This is a genomic window from Pseudomonas sp. 05N434 (assembly GCF_056396965.1).
Genome location: NZ_JBFTMK010000024.1, coordinates 1 through 17,685 on the forward strand (window position 1 = coordinate 1; position 17,685 = coordinate 17,685).

Annotated in this window: 13 protein-coding genes and 2 pseudogenes; 2 read left to right on the top strand and 13 right to left on the bottom strand. The window is 61.2% G+C overall.

The annotated features are described in order from the left end of the window. The first annotated feature begins 251 nt into the window (after nt 1-251). The gene (pth, locus tag AC1DLB_RS02945) at nt 252-836 is read left to right on the top strand and encodes an aminoacyl-tRNA hydrolase (RefSeq protein ID WP_008074178.1); all 585 of its coding nucleotides are present in this window, start codon (nt 252-254) and stop codon (nt 834-836) included. Between the two features lie 22 nt (nt 837-858). Next, nucleotides 859-1,959, top strand: a complete 1,101-nt coding sequence (ychF, locus tag AC1DLB_RS02950; RefSeq protein WP_018929566.1) for a redox-regulated ATPase YchF — start codon at nt 859-861, stop codon at nt 1,957-1,959. 73 nt (nt 1,960-2,032) lie between these two features. Here ychF and AC1DLB_RS02955 read toward each other — a convergent pair. From AC1DLB_RS02955 to bcsG, 13 genes and pseudogenes are all read right to left on the bottom strand, one after another. After that, nucleotides 2,033-2,601 (bottom strand): annotated as a pseudogene (locus AC1DLB_RS02955) (hypothetical protein). A 3-nt stretch (nt 2,602-2,604) separates the two neighbouring features. Continuing rightward, nucleotides 2,605-3,048, bottom strand: a complete 444-nt coding sequence (locus tag AC1DLB_RS02960; protein ID WP_477744019.1) for a DUF3592 domain-containing protein — start codon at nt 3,046-3,048, stop codon at nt 2,605-2,607. A 321-nt stretch (nt 3,049-3,369) separates the two neighbouring features. Then, entirely contained in the window at nt 3,370-3,993 is a 624-nt protein-coding gene (locus tag AC1DLB_RS02965) for a glutathione S-transferase family protein (RefSeq protein ID WP_477744020.1), read from the bottom strand. Nucleotides 3,994-4,144: 151 nt separating this feature from the next. Further along, nucleotides 4,145-4,453 (bottom strand): annotated as a pseudogene (locus AC1DLB_RS02970) (LysE family translocator); the annotation flags it as partial. Nucleotides 4,454-4,710: 257 nt separating this feature from the next. Next, the gene (locus AC1DLB_RS02975) at nt 4,711-5,598 is read right to left on the bottom strand and encodes a helix-turn-helix domain-containing protein (protein WP_477744021.1); all 888 of its coding nucleotides are present in this window, start codon (nt 5,596-5,598) and stop codon (nt 4,711-4,713) included. Between the two features lie 48 nt (nt 5,599-5,646). Further along, nucleotides 5,647-5,934, bottom strand: a complete 288-nt coding sequence (locus AC1DLB_RS02980) for a putative quinol monooxygenase (protein ID WP_204125528.1) — start codon at nt 5,932-5,934, stop codon at nt 5,647-5,649. Nucleotides 5,935-6,053: 119 nt separating this feature from the next. Then, nucleotides 6,054-9,530, bottom strand: a complete 3,477-nt coding sequence (gene bcsC / locus AC1DLB_RS02985) for a cellulose synthase complex outer membrane protein BcsC (protein ID WP_477784575.1) — start codon at nt 9,528-9,530, stop codon at nt 6,054-6,056. After that, on the bottom strand, nt 9,518-10,633 hold the full coding sequence (gene bcsZ / locus AC1DLB_RS02990) for a cellulose synthase complex periplasmic endoglucanase BcsZ (RefSeq protein WP_477744023.1): 1,116 nt from the start codon (nt 10,631-10,633) through the stop codon (nt 9,518-9,520). The genes bcsC and bcsZ overlap by 13 nt, the downstream gene beginning before the upstream one ends. 4 nt (nt 10,634-10,637) lie before the next feature. Further along, the gene (gene bcsB, locus AC1DLB_RS02995) at nt 10,638-12,920 is read right to left on the bottom strand and encodes a cellulose biosynthesis cyclic di-GMP-binding regulatory protein BcsB (protein WP_477744024.1); all 2,283 of its coding nucleotides are present in this window, start codon (nt 12,918-12,920) and stop codon (nt 10,638-10,640) included. Beyond that, nucleotides 12,917-15,511, bottom strand: coding sequence for a UDP-forming cellulose synthase catalytic subunit (gene bcsA / locus AC1DLB_RS03000; RefSeq protein ID WP_477784576.1), 2,595 nt, complete (start codon nt 15,509-15,511; stop codon nt 12,917-12,919). The genes bcsB and bcsA overlap by 4 nt, the downstream gene beginning before the upstream one ends. Further along, nucleotides 15,508-16,230 carry a cellulose biosynthesis protein BcsQ gene (gene bcsQ / locus AC1DLB_RS03005; RefSeq protein ID WP_204125533.1) on the bottom strand — a complete coding sequence of 241 codons (723 nt, stop codon included), beginning with the start codon at nt 16,228-16,230 and terminating at the stop codon, nt 15,508-15,510. Before bcsQ ends, bcsA begins: the two co-directional genes overlap by 4 nt. Further along, complete coding sequence (gene bcsR, locus AC1DLB_RS03010; protein ID WP_204125534.1) at nt 16,227-16,469, bottom strand: cellulose biosynthesis protein BcsR; 243 nt, start codon at nt 16,467-16,469, stop codon at nt 16,227-16,229. Before bcsR ends, bcsQ begins: the two co-directional genes overlap by 4 nt. Beyond that, on the bottom strand, nt 16,439-17,677 hold the full coding sequence (bcsG, locus tag AC1DLB_RS03015) for a cellulose biosynthesis protein BcsG (protein ID WP_477784577.1): 1,239 nt from the start codon (nt 17,675-17,677) through the stop codon (nt 16,439-16,441). Before bcsG ends, bcsR begins: the two co-directional genes overlap by 31 nt. Nucleotides 17,678-17,685 lie beyond the last annotated feature (8 nt).

Genomic DNA, 17,685 nt, shown 5'->3' on the forward strand with positions numbered 1-17,685 from the left:
GGCTCACGGTAACGACCTGGCTGTTGCCAACGTTCACGCTCCACGTGTTGCTCCAGAAGCTGCAGAAGGCGCTGGAGAGTAATTTCACTCTGTACGCCGGAGTGACCGGAAACATCGCGGACTAGAGCGTAGCGAGAAAGCGGGCGAGAACGCGGAGTTTACATAATGGTAAATGAGCACTTGTCGTCCACTTTCGCCGCACTCCCTGATGGCGGCGATGTTATCCACCACTTCAAGGAAGGGCCCCTATCGTGACTGCCATCAAACTGATCGTTGGCCTGGGAAATCCAGGCGCTGAATACGAACAGACCCGGCATAACGCAGGGGCCCTTTTTGTTGAGCGCATCGCGCAGGCTCAGGGTGTCAACCTTGTGGCCGATCGCAAATATTTCGGCCTGACCGGGCGCTATTCGCATCAGGGTCAGGATGTTCGTCTACTGATTCCCACCACTTACATGAACCGCAGCGGCCAGGCCGTAGCGGCACTTGCCGGCTTCTTTCGCATAAAGCCGGAAGAAATTCTGGTGGCGCATGACGAACTCGACCTGCCTCCGGGCGTTGCCAAGCTCAAACAGGGCGGCGGCCATGGCGGTCATAACGGGTTGCGCGACATCATTGCGCAACTGGGCAATCAGAATACCTTTCACCGCCTGCGGCTTGGCATTGGCCACCCGGGCGTTGCCAGTATGGTTTCAAACTTCGTCCTGGGTCGTGCGCCACGCGCCGAACAGGAAAAACTCGATGCCAGCATCGACTTTGCCCTCGGCGTGCTGCCGGATATCCTCGCCGGGGAATGGAACCGCGCGATGAAAAACCTGCACAGCCAGAAGGCCTGACTCTTACCCGAGGGGAAACACCATGGGATTCAATTGCGGCATCGTCGGCCTGCCTAACGTCGGCAAGTCCACCCTGTTCAACGCCCTGACCAAGTCCGGGATCGCGGCCGAGAACTTCCCCTTCTGCACCATCGAGCCCAACAGCGGTATCGTGCCGATGCCGGATCCGCGCCTGGAAGCCTTGGCGGCCATCGTCAAGCCCAAGCGTATCCTGCCGACCACCATGGAATTCGTCGACATCGCAGGCCTGGTGGCCGGCGCCTCGAAAGGTGAAGGCCTGGGCAACAAGTTCCTCGCCAACATCCGCGAGACCGATGCCATTGCCCACGTGGTCCGCTGCTTCGAAGACGAGAACGTGATTCACGTCTCCAACAGCGTCGACCCGAAACGCGACATCGAAATCATCGACCTGGAACTGATCTTCGCCGACCTCGACAGCTGCGAGAAGCAGCTGCAGAAAGTCGCTCGTAACGCCAAGGGCGGTGACAAGGACGCAGTGGTCCAGAAAGGCCTGCTGGAGCAGCTGATCGCTCACTTCACCCTGGGCAAGCCTGCGCGCAGCCTGATGAAAAACATGAGCACCGATGAGAAGCAGGTGATTCGCGGTTTCCACCTGCTGACCACCAAGCCGGTCATGTACATCGCCAACGTCGCTGAAGACGGTTTCGAAAACAACCCGCTGCTGGACGTGGTCAAGGCCATCGCCGAAGAAGAAGGCGCCGTGGTGGTTCCGGTCTGCAACAAGATCGAAGCCGAGATCGCCGAACTGGAAGACGGCGAAGAGAAAGACATGTTCCTCGAAGCCCTCGGCCTCGAAGAGCCTGGCCTGAACCGCGTAATCCGCGCCGGCTACGAAATGCTGCACCTGCAGACCTACTTCACCGCCGGTGTCGAAGAAGTCCGCGCCTGGACCGTCCGCGTCGGTGCTACCGCACCGCAAGCCGCCGGCGTGATCCACACCGACTTCGAAAAAGGCTTCATCCGCGCCGAAGTCATCGCCTACGACGACTTCATCCAGTACAAGGGCGAAGCCGGCACCAAAGAAGCCGGTAAATGGCGTCTGGAAGGCAAGGACTACATCGTTAAAGACGGCGACGTGATGCACTTCCGTTTCAACGTGTAGCGTTGTTGGCATCGAAGAAGCCGCGTTGATTCGCGGCTTTTTTTTGGGCGTTATATCGACCTGCTATGCGCGACTAGAACAGATAGCCCATGTAGATTGCGGCGCCTCCACCGGCCTGCACACCGGCGTTCATGCCGGCCATGACCACCGCCCTCTTGGCCGACTGCAGCAACTGCCGGTTGACCGTGGAGGAGGCAATGAGCGAGGTCGCCGGGTTGGAGCTCAGAACCGCCGCCAACGCCAGCAGCGTGGGATCAAGCCCGAACCGCCGACCACCAACCCCGCCCCCACTTCGGTATACAGGCAAGGCCCGGTGATGTCGTCACTGGTCAGGTCACGACTGACCAGGGCGTCGCTGACAAACACCTTGCCAGTGCTGGGAAAAGCCTCCGCCGCACCGGCTGCCCCTACGCTCTTACCCTTGAGCTGGATATTGATCTTGCCGAAACGCGGCAGGCGCGCGCCAAATCCGCCCCCCAACCCGACGCCGCCGTAGCGGTAGCTGACGTTCTCGCCCTAGGGCGAACGCAGGATGATCGAACCGCTACTGCCCGCCACCAGGGCTACGGTCAGACCGCCACCGCTGGCGGTCCGATACTGCCAGCGACTCTCATTGAGCGGGATCGGGATGTTGTAGTTCATCGTTCAAAGTCCTTTATGTGAATGAACTGCGCCGCGACCGCACTGGCGGATAACCCTTAACAGGCCGGCAAGGGTGAACAGCAGACCAATACAACCCAGTACGCCGGGAGTGGCCCACAGTGCAGCAGGGGTATCGACCACGGCGCTACTGGCCGGCTGCTCGGGYAGGTAATACACCCGCACCGGCTGATCCTGCCGATAGCCAAAAATAAAGCCGCCCTGGGGGTATGAAATCTTTTCACCACTGCTGGCGGTGAAGGCGATCTCGGGATGCGAACCACCGGCATTCAAGTGGCTGACGATGCCATCGGCGGTCTGTGCGTGGGCGAGGAATTCGCGTCGTTCAAGCGTGAGATTGACGGCAATGCCCAACAAGCCGATACCAATCAGGGCAAAGAGCAGCCCCTGAAGCATCTTCCCGAGGCGTGACGGGGTGAGGTTAGCCATGGCTTGTCTCGGTATTCGTCCATGAAAGAAGGCGGTCAGGTTAACAAGAAACCACCTATTTGAATGCCTTGGGGAAGCGCGGTTCACCGCTCCTGAAGAACCTCGATTTAGGTTGACTGACTTCCTCAGGGCGTGAAGCTGCCGGTCGCGATGGTTCTGAATCAGGTTCGCAAGTCACCCGCCCTGATGAATTCGATGAACGCTTTCAAGGCTGGTGGCACATAGTGCCGACTGGAGTAATAAAGAAAGAAAATTCGGCCGTTTCTGCCGTCGAGCATGGGAACAAATGTCCCTGGCGCCGCCTGACACCATGCTGAACTATTACGGAGTCCCGTTTCTTCCATGCAGGAGGTAGCCAGGTCGACGACTCAACCGTTCGTAATAGGCACTTACAGCAGGAAAGTCTGGATGATCGAGCGGTGTTTCAAACCACCGGTTAACCGACAGGCCTATCGGTATGTCTGCGAGAGAAAACCCGTCTTCACTGACGTAGGCTCCTGTTGATTCGAGTTGTCGATTCAGGATCTCCATGTGCCTTGACCACAGGCTGCAAGCGGCTGCCAAGGCTCTGCTGTCCTGATGGTCAGGCGAATGCCTGACCAACGACATGAAGGCATACGTCCACGATTTGTTGAGGTCCGACGCTTGCCAGTCTATCCATTGGTCCACCCGCGCTCTTGCTCTCGGTTGGACCGGGTAAAAATGACCTCCGTTATAGCGAGACGCCAAATACCGAATGATCGAGTTTGACTCCCAGAGCACGAAGTCGTCGTCCAGGATCACCGGCACCGTTGCGTTGGGGTTCAGCGAAATGAATTTGGGCGTGTGCGTCGACTTGAAGCCTGACCCCCAATCCTCTCGCTCAAAGGGGATTTCGATCTCGGCGCATGCCCAAAGCACCTTTCGTACATTGATCGACGATGCCTTACCCAGTATGCGCAACATTTCATGTCCTTATCGTTCAGGGTGGTTGGTCAGGGGCTTTCGATAACCCGCTCGGATCTTTCTCTAGTGCGCCTGGCGCGATGCACAGGGGCCGCTCTCAAATCCGGGTGACGCAGGTTTACCGCGCCGCACCAACCGCAAACAGCCCGGTTCAGCGCCGCCCTTCTACGGCCATGCGCACGGCCAGCTCGCGAGGACCGTCCCCGTCCCCATCAGCCAGCGTTGCACGATCTGCCACACGGGCCTGCTACGATGGCGCCAGCCATGACGGCAATCAGCGCGTTGACGCTCACGCTAATGACGATCTGTGTAAAACCAAGCACGATGGATTGCGCCAGCATACTGCCGTGGTCGGCGTGTTGGACTTGACCGCTTGCCAGGCAAGGTAGAGCAGATAGCGCGCGCAGCCGAGTCGCAGCGCGTCATACGCATAGGGAACCGCCAAGACCAAGGCTGCGATAGTAGGGTGGTCAAAGGGGGAACGTTAGATACAGATTGACTGACAAAACGTCATACAGCGGTCGCAGCACTGGGTATCCGCTCCCTGGGAATACGTTCGACTTCAACGTGAGCAATGGCTTGCCCCAATAGCGCATCCAAACACTCTGACGCAGTCAGCCGCGTGCATTATGGATGAGGGCTTTCGGTCAGGAACCGACTGTTGTGACAGGCCAAACAACACCCTGTCGCGGCAGCGGGGGCTTGGGCCTTGTCGCGCTACAGTTCTGCTGCGAAGGTCTTGGCTTTCTTCGGCGTGACACCGTACCGTTGCTTGTAGACCTTGATGAAGTGGGAGGTATTTTCATATCCCACCTCCGCAGCCGCGTCGGTGACGGAATAATTTTTAGCCGTCAACAGCTGATGCGCGATGTCGACTTTTTTTTCGATGATCCAGCGGTTCGGGGTGGTGTTGTAGCTGCGCCTGAAGTCGCGGATAAAGGTCGAAACGCTGCGCCCCGTCAGCAGGGCATAGTCTTCGATCTTCAACTTGTGCGAATAGTACTGCTCCATAAAGTCGGTGATGAGACGACGCTTACGGTTGCCGCCGCAGGACAGCTTGCGCAGGAAACGCAAGGACTTGTCCTGAATGGCGATCAGGTGCAGCAGTTCGAGCAGTTTCAACTCCAGCAGCGCGTCGGAGCCCTCCGCGCCCTTGTAGACATAGTCCAGCGAATCGATATAGCGCTGAATCTGTTCGTTGGCGTGCAGGGTATAAGTGCCGTGCACGTTTTTCTGCAGGCCGTCCGTGTGCGACTGGCCTGTACCGGCCGCACGAGACAGGTATTTGGCGATCAGCTTGTCGTCGAGAAATAGCAACACCGCCTCGAAGATATCACTGCCAGTGACGTAGTCCGATACCGTGTAAACGCCCTTGGAGAGGAAAATCAAATGATTCTCGTCGACAACATGGGACATGGCGTCATAGTCGCGAATAATCTGCTTGCCCTGCTTGATGTAGACGATCAACGGCGTGGCGATATAGATCGCCTTGTTTTCCAGGTTCGTTTCAAGCGTTTTATGGAGGATGGACGAGCTACCGTCAGCAAGAATAGGCTTTACATTGCGCATTGAGTAAAGCGCTGCCGGTACTACTTCGAGTGTCATTGCTATGGCTTCTCAATAAATTAGCCGCCCCATTTGGACGTTACAGCATCACATTTCGCTGAAGTAACCGCTGACCGGCTCACTGCTCAGATGCTCGACGATGACGCTCCACTGACCGCTCGAGATCATCTGCTCGACGTGGGCACCGTGCATTTCACGCGAGTCCCAAGCCTCCACCAGCGTGAACGCGAGTGGATCTTCCACGTGGTTGAGAATCTTGACCGTTTGGCAACCGTCCACCTTCGGCAGATTGATCTTCACGTCGCTCATGATGTTCTTGAAGGATTGCAGCTTTTCTTCTTTCACATTGAAGCTGATGACCAGATTGACGGACATACTACTTCTCCATTTTGATTTAACGAAAGCAACGACTATAGAGAGAGTTGAAAAATCAAAATGATTGAAAATAGTTAAAAATGCGCGTTTCCAGTCACTCTTGCGTTTTTCTTGCCGCTCTAGCGCCTATCCGCATACGGCAAGATTGGCTCCACCGGCAGCGGCAGGTTGCCTAGCCAGGGGTCGAAGGTGTAGCGCAAGTACAGCAAGGCGCGGCTTGGGGCGTAGCCTTCGCTGTGTTGCCAGGTGATGCCGGTCCCCAGCACCAGGTTCTCGGAAAGACGCCGTTCTAACAGGCCCTGGATGCGGAAGTTGACGCCGTTGCTGCTACTCCCACTCTTGGTCAAGGATGGGCTGTCCACCATGGTCCGGTTCGACTGCGCCAGAATATCTTGCAGGTCGGCCTCACCATTGTCTTTGGGGTAAAGGTCCGTGCCGTCGATTTTTGCGAACGACCAGCCCACCGCGCTTTCGAGCAGGACCGACCAGTCAGCGTTGCGCCAGGCATAGTTCACCGGCACGCTGACCGAATAGTATTGCTGCGGACTGTAGTAACCGCCCTGGCCCAGGGTCGATTCGCTGAGGTCCTTGTCGTACCCCATGTACATCAGCGTCAGACCGGTGCGCAGGCGCTCGTCGGCGCGTTCCACCAGGCGATAATAGTAGCCGCCCATGGCCATGCGCCGCTGGTTGCTTTCAGTGTTCTCACCCAGCAGCCAATGGTTGCTCAGGCTCGCCCATACACCGTCATTGCCGCCTGTGTCATGGCTCAGGCCGAGGGTGAAACCGTTGGCCGTGACACCGCCCCAGTGGGTACCGGTGACCGGATCGACCGCACCGGCGTAGGACACCAGCGAATTGGTCAACGGTCGCCGCGATGCCGTCAGGCGATAACCCACGTCATTCCAGTCACCGCTGTAGGTTCCCCCGCCCACCCAGTTCGACACCGTGAACTCCTGCGGCGTATGACCAAGGTCAAAAGCCCAACGGTCATCATGCCAGCCCACGCCCAGCAGCGTGCCGCGCACGCTTTGTGAACCGCCGGCACATCCCCCCTGCACCACCGCGCACAAGCCGAACTGGTCGGTACTGGAGAAACGGCTGACATCCAGGTTGATCTCTTCGGCCTGGACGAAACCCTGCCCCTGCGCCACGGGTGCGTCGATGCGCAGGACGGTGGTCTGGGTGGTCAGGTCCGAGATGCCCGATGCGCTGTTGTCGGTGCGCCAGGCAATGTCGTGGTAGAGGTTCACCGTCGGGTTCTGCTGCTGGTACAGCTCGTCGACGTCGCTGCGGATGCTGCGCTGCAGCCAGTCATCGCTGTCCCTGGCACGACTCGCCCGGGTCATGGCGCGGTTGTCACGCGGTTCGACCTGTTGCGGTTCGATCATCCCGGCTGCGCCCATGCTGCGCGCGTAATGATCCAGCGCGAGCTGCGGTGCCTGCCAAGACAACAGGCGCGCCGCGTCCCGATGCACCAGCGGATCACTTTGCGGGGTCTTGAGCAACTCCTCGAACAGCGCGTTGGCACGTGCCTTGTCACCCAGCCTCGCCCAGGCATTGGCCAGGCGGCGCTGGAACGATGCCTGGGCCGGTACTGGCATGGTCACTGCCATCAGGCTGGCCTTGGCCGCGTTCGGACGACCGCGTTCGATCAGCACTTCGCCCAGGCCCAGTTGCGCTTCGGCATTTTTCGGCTCGCTGGCCAGCAGCTTGCGGTAGCGACTCTCGGCCCGTACCAGATCGCCACGCTGCCGGGCCCAGTCAGCCAGGGTCAGGTAGTCGTCAGGGGTCGGCGCTTCCATCAGCAGCAATTCTGCCTCGGCCTCACGTCCTTCATCATGCAGTGTCCGAGCCTTGGTGAGCAGTTGGCGACGCTGCAGGCTGGCCCACAGCGCGTTCATGTTGTCGTTCCAGACGGCGCGGGGGATCTGTCGCAGGCTGTCCATGGCTTCGCCGTCACGCCCACCATTGGCCAGGAACAGGCCGTGGGCATAGCGCGCCTCGGTGTCCTGGCCCAGGCGTTGCAGCAGCAGGTTGAAGTTTTGATGGGCCTCGGCCTCAATGCCCAGTTCCCGCTGGGCATTGGCCAGGCGGTACACCAGCCAGGGATTGTCCGGGTCCAGTACTCGGGCCTCGTTCAAGATCGTCGCCACCAGGGGCCAATCGCCGCGTCGAGCGGCGCCATCGGCCTGGGTATTGAGGCGCTCCAGCGTCAGGCCCCGGCGCACGCTCTGGAACCCCTCGCGTTCCTTGGGCGCCAGGCTGTCGAGGTAGCGCTCGGCCTTCTCCGGTGATTGCGATTGGAACAGGCGGACCATGGCACGCACCACACTCGCGTTGTTCGGATCAAGCTTGCGCGCTTGCACCAACAAGGCTTCGGCGGTGATGTCATCGGATTCGCCCCGGGCAACATAGGACAGGCCGATCAGCGGCGCAGGATCCTTCGGCTGGGTTTTGCGCGCCTGCTGATAGAATTTTTTCGCGACGGGGTAGTCCTTGCGCTCCAGCGCTTCATCGGCCTTTTGCAACAACATCCACTGGTAGTTAATGGTCTTGAGGTCCTGCCACTTGGTCATCCAGTCGGTGTCCTGCTCGATGGCCGAGGCACGGACAAACGCGTTGTATGCCGCTTCGTGCCGGTTCTGGCGCATCAGCGAAATCCCCAGGGAACCAAGCAGGTTGGAGTCTTGCGGATAACGCTTGAGCGCCCGGCGCAACTGAGCTTCGGCACCGACGTTGTCGCCGGCCTCGATCAATGCCTTGCCTTTGACACCCGCTTGCCAGGCCGGATCAGCCAGGTATTGCTCCTGTTCTTGCAACTGCCGGGTCGCGTCGGCGCGAAAGCTGGTGTAGGGGTAGWACGCTAGGAACGTCCGCCAAGCCTGCGCGGTTTCGGGCCCTATCGGCTGTTTAAGCAAATAATTGTATTCGCGTTCAGCGGCGTTGTTGCTGGTGCCAGGATCGCGGGCCAATTGATGCAAGACGTCCAGCGCCTCAGCGTCGCGTTTCTCGGCAAACAGCAGGCCAGCCAGGGTCTGGCGCAACGAGGCATTGCCGGGGTACTGCTGATCCAACTCGCGCAGTTGCTCGATCACGCGCGGGCGCTGCCCCTTGATGCCGCTGCGCACGCTCAGGTATTCCAGGGTGATGGCAAAGTCCGGCATGTCATCGCCGAACAATTGCCGATAGGCCTGGGCGGCGTCTTCAGAACGGCCGGCGGTGACCAGCAAATGCGCTTCTTGCAAAGCCTTCTGGCCCTCGGCACTGTGCATTTTCAGCAAGCTCTCGGCTTGACGCAGCAGCGCCGTGCCAGGCACCTGCTGGCGCAGTTGGGCAACCAGGCGCTCGGCTTGCGAGCGATTCTGTTGCAGCAGCGCCTGGCGGACCTCGATGACTTTCACCTGTGGATCGTCCGGAGCGATCAGTTCCAGGCGTGCCAGCGAGTCACGCACCAGGTCTTCGCGATGCAGCGCCTCTCCCACGCGGATCTGCTCCAACAGCCATTGCTGCTGGTCGGGCGGACTGAAAGGCTGAGCCAGGGCGACGCCGTAAATGCTGCTCAACAACAGCCCAAAACCGTTTACTTTGCGCATGCAGCCGTCCAATCTGGCACGAGGCGTCCATCCTTATCGAAGCGATAACGTTGTTGGTCCCAGCCTTGGCCGAACAGCGCCAACGACTGGTTGTAGTAGTCATCTGCCAACGCTGGCTGTTGTTGCAAGCGTTGGCGCTGGGCCGCAAGGGCAGCCGCACTGTCCGGACTGGCGGCCAGCATGGGCAGCAATGCGGCGCTGAAGCCGACCGGGCCAGTGCCCTTGTCGAGGCCGGTGGCGCTGTCGACGACTTCCGGCACATAGCCCCGGCGCGCGGTCAGATTGACCATGGGCCTGAAATGTTCGATCAGTGCGAAGCGACCCGGTGCGTCCTTGGCCAGCATGCCCGTCCAGAGGTAGACGCGGATGGCGTCATAGCTGCCGACACTGCCCTTCTGGCTGTCGACGCCCCACCCCTGCCCGGCTTCCCAGCGTTGCCAGTCGGACGCCAGGCCCTTGGGCGAGCTTTCGATCAACAGGCGCCGGGCGTTGCTGGCCAACTCCTGCCAGACCGATGCCTCCTGGCCGAAGCGCGCCAGCAATTGCGGCGGCAGATAGCTGGCATTCAGGCGCCATTGCCCGGCGCTGTCGAACCCGACATCGCCGGGCAACAACATCACGCCCAGGCCTGGCAGCTTGCGCAAGCTTTGCGCGGCGCTGCGCCAGAGCAGGTTGCGGCCCAAGACCTGGTAAGCCGGTCGATGCCACAGGCGCCCGGCTTCGAGCAGGCTATAGGCGATGAACAAGTCGGCATCGGTGGCGTTGTTGCCATCGAGGACCTGCCAGCGCCCTTCTTTGTCGCGCCCCCACAACCATGCCGGAAGTTGCCGGTCAAAGTTCCCGCCCGCCAGGTTGTCCTGGGTCCAGCGCAGTATCTTGGCGAAGCTTTCAGGGTCGTTGCCCACCAGGGCAAAAAACAGCCCGTAGCTCTGTCCTTCAGACGTGGAGATCAACGCCTCCGAGGAGCGGTCGATGACCCGTCCGTCCGGGCTGAGCATGGCCTGACGATAATTCTCCCAGGCCGGCCAGGCGCATTGGGCAGCCCCGGCAAAGCCGGGCATGGCAAAGATTGCGGTCAGCACCCGCGCGACGACAGCTTTCACCCGGTCACTCCTGGCCAGCCAGACGACGACGGGCAGCCCAACGCAGGGCGCGCCACAGCAGGAAGGCCGTCAGCAGAACGCTGGTGAAGGCCAGGCCCGCCAACAGGACCGGGTGCTCGGACAACTGGTACCAAAGCAGCAGCCACCACGGAAGGCGACCGACGAAGTACTGCTGGCCCACCCAACTGCTGCCAACGCCGCTGCTGCGGATCAGCGTCACGGAGCCGGCCACGGCGTCCATTTTGCCGCTGTCGCCCAAGGTGTCGCGCAGCAGTTGGTAATCGGCCTCATCGCTGGCCAGTAGGGCCACAATGCTGCGCTGTTCATGACGGGGCGATTGCAGGCCGACGATGGCAGCGATCGGTGCCTGGGCGCTGACTTCGACGCGGTTGGTCCCCTGGTCGCGTTCATCGCTGAGCTGGCCGGCCCGGGGTGACTTGCCATTGTGCTCACTGGCAGGTTTCAACAGCCAGTCACGAGTCTGGTCCAGCACCAGGTTGGCATCGGCGCCATTGCCCACTCCCGGCGCCATGGCGCCGAATACGAGCAGGTCGACATCCGCCTTCGCGTCGTCCCAATTGTCCGAGAGGCGCAGGCCGAACGCCGGCAGCCCAGTGCGCGCGGAGATGGCGGCGATGGTCTCGAACAAGGTGCTCAGTTGTACAGGAAGGCTGCGAGCCGGGACCATCACCAGGGTTTCCGACAGGTCGGCCATGCGGCTGTACGGAAAACCGCTGCGGGCAAAGACGCGCAGGTCGGGCATGGCGATGTAGTGATGGTAGCCGGTCAGGTCGATCGTCGATTCTTCATCGATCACCGCCTGGTTGTTCACCGGCAGCGACGTCTGGCAACGATCGCGCTGGGCGCTGCCGAAGGTGCTGGCGAAGTTGAAGTCGAAACGCAAGGTGTTGCGATCGCCAATCTTCAACCCAGGCACCAGCAGCTTTTCGTTGAGGTCAGCCGATTCGCTGGACAACACCGCCAGGCGCAACTCCTCCAGACGGCTGCCGGCCTTGCCTTGCAGTGCCAGGCTGGTGATGAACTGGTTGTTCAGGCTGACGGCCAGGCGCGATTCGTCGTTGACCGACGGTGGCGTGTAACGGAACCGGGTTTGCAGTGCAATTCCCTGGCTGCGCCAGACGAACAGGTCGGGCGGCAGATTCACGTCCACGGTGATCGGCCGTGGCTGCAGGCCATTCGCCTGAAGCTGCTCGGGGTATTTGATCAGCTCGGCGAAGCGCACCGCACGGTCCGTACGCACCCAATTCGGCGCGTCATAAGGCACCCGGGGCTTGAGCTGCCGGACCTGGTTGACGGTTACACGCGAACCACGGAACAGGTCCCCGCCCAAGGCCAGGGCACGGGCGGCCACAGCCAGGTCATCGTCGTTGCGGCCCAATACCAGCAACACCTTGCTGTAAGGGTCCTGGGGGTTGTCGATCATTTGCACCACAGGCGCATCCACGGCCGGGTACGTGTCCATGTCGGCCAGGAAGGACGGGCGGTGATCGTTGGTCGCGAAGACAATGGCCGACGGGGCGCGATTCTGCCCGTCGGCGGGCGGCAACTGGTCGAACAGCACAGGGAACTGTGCACCACGCCAACCGGCCTGGCTGCCGAAGTAGGATGCCAGGATACCGGCAGCACGTTGCTCGCCCAGCGTCGGCGCGTCGGCGAAGACCAGGTTGACAACCGGCTTGCCCTGGCCCCGGATGTCGAAGAAAGGCATCGGGAAATAGGCCAGGTCGTTCTTGAGCGTCAGAGGCTGCTCCTGCACCTGGATCTGACTGCTACGCCCAACGTTCAACCATAACGTGCTGTTGGCCGGATCTTCGCAGGTATCGGTGTAATGGCCGACGAACTCCAGGCGCACGCGGTTGAAATCGGAAACCAGGCGCGGATCCAACGCCACCGACTGGGTGACCTTCCTGCCCAACTGGTCTTTCTCGATCGGTACAACGCTCATCAGCACGTCGTTGAGATACACACGCAAGTGCGAGGTCTGGGGCAACAGCGAAGGCGACGGTGTGTATTCCAGCTGCAATTTTGCATCGCTGGCGATGCGGTCGCGGCGCAGGCTGAATTCGATCTGGTCACTGTTACGGATACCCAGCAACAGGTTGTCGGCAGGACGCCCCAGCTGTTCAAAGCTATAGGCGGTGCTCCAGCCCGGTAGGCTGCTGACCGCAGCTGGCATGTCAGGTGTTGGCTCGGTGACTGCCTGGGCGCAATCCATGGTCAGGAGCGCCAGACTGGCAACAAGGTGTTTGCTGAAGAAGCCGCTCATAGTGCGCTCACTGATCGGGAATCGGAAAAAGGGGAAGCCGCTGGCATACGCGGCAGGAAACTGAACACCCCGCGCAACAGGCGCAGCGGCGGGCGGGCGATGCGACGGACCCAGGCAGGCAGGTATTCGTAAAGGCGGTAATAGCCGATGCCGCCAAGCTTGAGGATGTCGACGAAGCTGTGCAGCGGACGATCCGGGGCAAAGTTCTCGCCCCAGTTGAGCCAGGCGTCGGCACGGGCGAAGGTGCACTGCACAAAATCGATCTTCTGCTGCGTACTGAGGGCGGTGAAACTGATACCGACGAAATTCTTGTGGCTGCGGCTGATGTGGCCCGGGAACAGGAACTCGCGATCGCCGCGCTGCATCATCAGCGAGATACGCCCGCCCAACGGCAGCGACAACGAAGCGTCGAGCTGGATGCCCACGCCACCGTCCGAATAGTCCTGCAATGTGCCGGGGTAAGAATGACCACTCTCCAGGCGCACCGCAGCGGGCAACTTGGCGTGCACTCGGTGGGTCTGGCGAACCTGGCGCACTTCAGCGGCCACCGCCACGGCGGCTCCGATGATCAGCAGGTTGTAGATGACCCAGAGAATGCTCACCCACACGGTGGCGATCTCGTTGTCGGGTCCGCAGACCAGACGCCAGGCGGCAAAGCCCAGGCCCGCAACGTTCAACAACGCCAGCAGCAAGTACGGCTGGGCGATTTTCCAGTCGAACTGGTTGCGCTCCATCAGGCCGCCCTTGGCGGTCACGTTGAACTTGCCCTTGCTGGGGTTCAACAGTGCCACCGTGGTGGGGCGTGCGATGTACCAGGCCAGCACGGTCTCGTACACCTCGCCCCAGAACGTCTGGCGATAGGCGCCCTGCATTCGCGAGTTGGTCAGGCTGGCGTGGATCATGTGCGGCAGCACGTACAGCAGGATCATCAGCGCCGGCGCGTAGATGATGTAGGCATGCAGGAACAGAAAAGCCAGCGGCGCCGTGAGGAACACCAAGCGCGGCAGACCGGCCAGGAAATGCATCATCGCGTTGGCGTAGCAGATGCGCTGGAAGAAGGTCAGGCCCTTTCCGAGCAAGGGGTTATCGGTGCGGAAGATCTGCGCCATGCCTCGGGCCCAGCGAATGCGCTGGCCGACATGCGCCGACAGGCTCTCGGTGGCCAGGCCCGCCGCCTGAGGGATCTTGATATAGGCCGAGTTCCAGCCGTTGCGGTGCAAGCGCAGCGCTGTGTGGGCGTCCTCGGTCACGGTCTCGACGGCAAAGCCGCCGATCTCGATCACCGCCGCGCGGCGCAGCACCGCGCACGAGCCACAAAAGAACGCGGCGTTCCACATGTCATTGCCGTCCTGGACCATCCCGTAGAACAGCTCGCCTTCGTTGGGGCGCTCGCGGAACACATTGAGGTTGCGCTCGAAGGGGTCTGGCGACAGGAAGTGATGCGGGGTCTGCACCAGCGCCAGTTTCGGATCACGCAAGAAACCGCCAGTGGTCATTTGCAGGAATGAGCGCACGGGCACATGGTCGCAGTCGAAAATGGCGAYCAGCTCGCTGTCGAGCAACGTCAGCGCGTGGTTGAGGTTACCGGCCTTGGCGTGACGATTGTCGTTGCGGGTGATGTAGCCGACACCGACTTGCGCGGCGAACTGGCGGAAACTCTCGCGCTTGCCGTCGTCGAGAATGTAGATGTTCAGTTTGTCGGCCGGCCAGTCGATGCCCATGGCCGCATACACCGTGCCCCGCACGATGGACAGATCTTCGTTGTAGGTCGGGATCAACAAGTCGACGCTGGGCCACAGCCGCGTGTCGCGTGGCAGCGGCGCCGGCTTGCGGCCCAAAGGCCAGCAGGTCTGGATGTAACCGAGGATCAACACCACCCACGAATAGGTTTCGGCCACCAGCAGGATCAATCCGCACGCCAGGTCCAGCGGCTGGTTCCAATTCAGGGTGGAGGTGTAGCGCCACCACAGGTAACGGCACGAGACGATGACCGACAAGACCACCATCAGCAATGTCGTAAAACGCCCCGGCACCCGTCGCACAAGCATGGCCAGGCCCCACAACAACAGGACTAAGACCAATTGGGCGAGGTAGCCGAAAGGCTCGGTGATGCACAACAACATCAACATGAAGGCGACGGCCCCAAGGGCCACGTTGATCAGCCGCTGGTTGCGACGGTCCAGCCCCTTCCACCAATGGCTGCCCTGGCGAATCTGCTGGTTGGTCCAGGCGCGCCGGGGTGCGCTTTCCAGCGCCTCCCCCATCCACGCCCCCAGGCGCAGATATCGCCTCCCGAGGGCCTTGAGCCAATCGGGGGACGCCAGTCTCCTGGCCCGCCGCGGTACCGGGCGAACCAGCAGCAGCCAGAGACTTTGCACGGCATAACGCAGCGGGTCGCCCAGCCTCGGTGACCGATGGGCCAGTTGCGGATACCAGCGCTTTGGCTGATCGAGCACATAGCGCCAGCTCGGCGACTCCAGACGAAAGAACATCCACGCCAAGGCGTTCAATGTCGCCAGCAGCAGCGCAACCGGCAAGCCACTGTCATAGCGCCGATACAAGCGGGCAAACGGGAAAATGCGGGCAATCATACGGCCTCCAGGCGTCGAGCCAGGCACCAGGTGGCCAGGCTCAACACGTCCTGGGCCGCTAGGCTGGCCTGGGCATAAGCCCCCACCGGCTTCTTGAAGGCCAGGGCTTCGTGCATGGCTTCATCCCGATGCACGTTGAGTGGCAACAGCCGGTCGCCATATTGTTTGCGCCAGATCAGTTGCAGGTCGCGCTGCAATTGACTGACCGGGTCGAAGCGGTTGATCAGCAGATACTCGCTAGGGTCTTCTTCCTGCTGCAACAGCACATGGCAGGCGGCATCCGCCTCGACAACCTGCAGGCGCAACGCACAAGGCCCGACACGGGAATGACCGGGCAGGCGCAGCGGTACATCGAACAGAATCCAGTCAAAGCGCTCGGCGAGACTGGCCTGTCGGTGAAGCCACAGCTCCGGCGTCTTGCGCAGGTTTTGCTCGACCTGCTCCTGCTCGGCCAGTTTCAGGCGGCCATAAGGCAGCACGTCCAATCCCGGCTGCACGGTCCAGGCCTGGGTGTACCAATCCTCCCCGTCGATCATGGCGCGCGCCCAGCCGCTGCGCTCGCTGACCCGGACATTGAAATGCAGGCGAAGCAGGTTCTGCGGACACATGTCGACCAGCAGTACGCGCTCGCCAAGACGATGCAATGCATGGGCAATGGCCGCCACCAACGCGCTGGTGCCAACGCCCCCGCGCAGACCTCGCAGGCTCAGAGCTGTCACGACAGCGCCTCCTGCTCAGACTTTCGTGTCGGTACCAGGACCGCCGTTCGCAGGCGCTCCACCTCTCCCAGCAGTGGCCAGCGATGCAGGGCCTTCTGCAATTCGATCTGCGCCGAAATGTCCACGTAGTCCAGTTCGGGCAGCTCGATCTCCAGTTTCAAACGGGCGATGTCGTCGGCACGATCCGCACGCGACTGCGCCCTGGCTTTCACTTGAAGCGCTGTGGGTAGGGCAGCCATCCACCTTTCTCCTTGATTCGTACGTAAGGTTTTCCGGCGTAGTCGACGACCACGGTGCCAGCGTTCTCGGAAACTGCCGCCGTCTGCGGCAGGTTGCTCAGCAGGGCCGGCCAGTCGGGACCCTGGCCATCGCCCTGGGGCTGGGCGGTGTAGAGACGGCTGATAATTTCCGACAGGGCCAGGAAACTGCTCGGCTCGGCGATGTGCAGTGGAGCGGAATTGGCGTTGCGCCCCATGCCCACCAACTTGATACCGACCGGCACGTGGGTGATGGACCGGCTTGGGATCTCGCGCATGCCGGAGATCTGCATGCGATCGCCATGCAGCGCCGCACCATGCTCCGGTACGATCACCACGACCACCCGCCGGCCAGTCGACTCCAGTTGCTTGATGAAGCCACTGAGGTCATCGATCAGCCCCTGGGCACGCGGTTTGTAATCGGCGCTCTTGGTGCCGCCATCGGGGGTCAGCGCACGGTTGCCGTCATGCAGCGTGGTGGTGTTGTAGAACAGTGCCACGCGCTCGTTCGTCCCGGCTTCACGGTGCTTCCACCAAGTGTCCAGGACCTGCGAATCGCGCAGGATCGGCGAACCGTCGAAGCCCACCAATGCACGGGGCAGTTTGCTGGTATTCACAGCAGGCCCCGGCAACGAGCCCTGGGCACGGACTTCGTCAAGAAAACCTTCGAACTGGCCGGTGTGGTTGAGCATCACTTCGCTGGCAAAGCCCAGCTTGCTCAGGTCGGCCATCAACATGCACTGCGGTGGCGCAGTGCCGTAGAGCTGCATGTGGGGGACCTGCCCGCAGCTAGCGCGCAACAAACGGATGGCAGCCGGGCCACTGTAGGCGGTGGCCGAGTTGAAGCTGTCGAAAATCACGTCCATTTGCTGAAAGAGTGCGTTATCGCGCAGGCCCACGGCTTCCAGATCATCCCAGGCCATGGAGCAGATATTGATCAGCAACAGGTCGAACGGCTGCGCGGCAGAGGTCGACGGCATGAACTCCACCTGACGCCCGGCTTCGGTGCTGTAGAACTTCTGCAGGTACGCCTCAAGCGTCGCACTGTCCGGCTCGGCGGAGCTCGCTGCCGCCACGGGGGCGTCGCTGGTCGACGTTGCGGCCGGTTCGCTGCGCGCATGCAGGGCCAGCACATTGGCGCTGGCCAGCCAGGCCGCAGTGCAAACTTGAGGATGAAGTACAGGTTCCACGCCCCCAG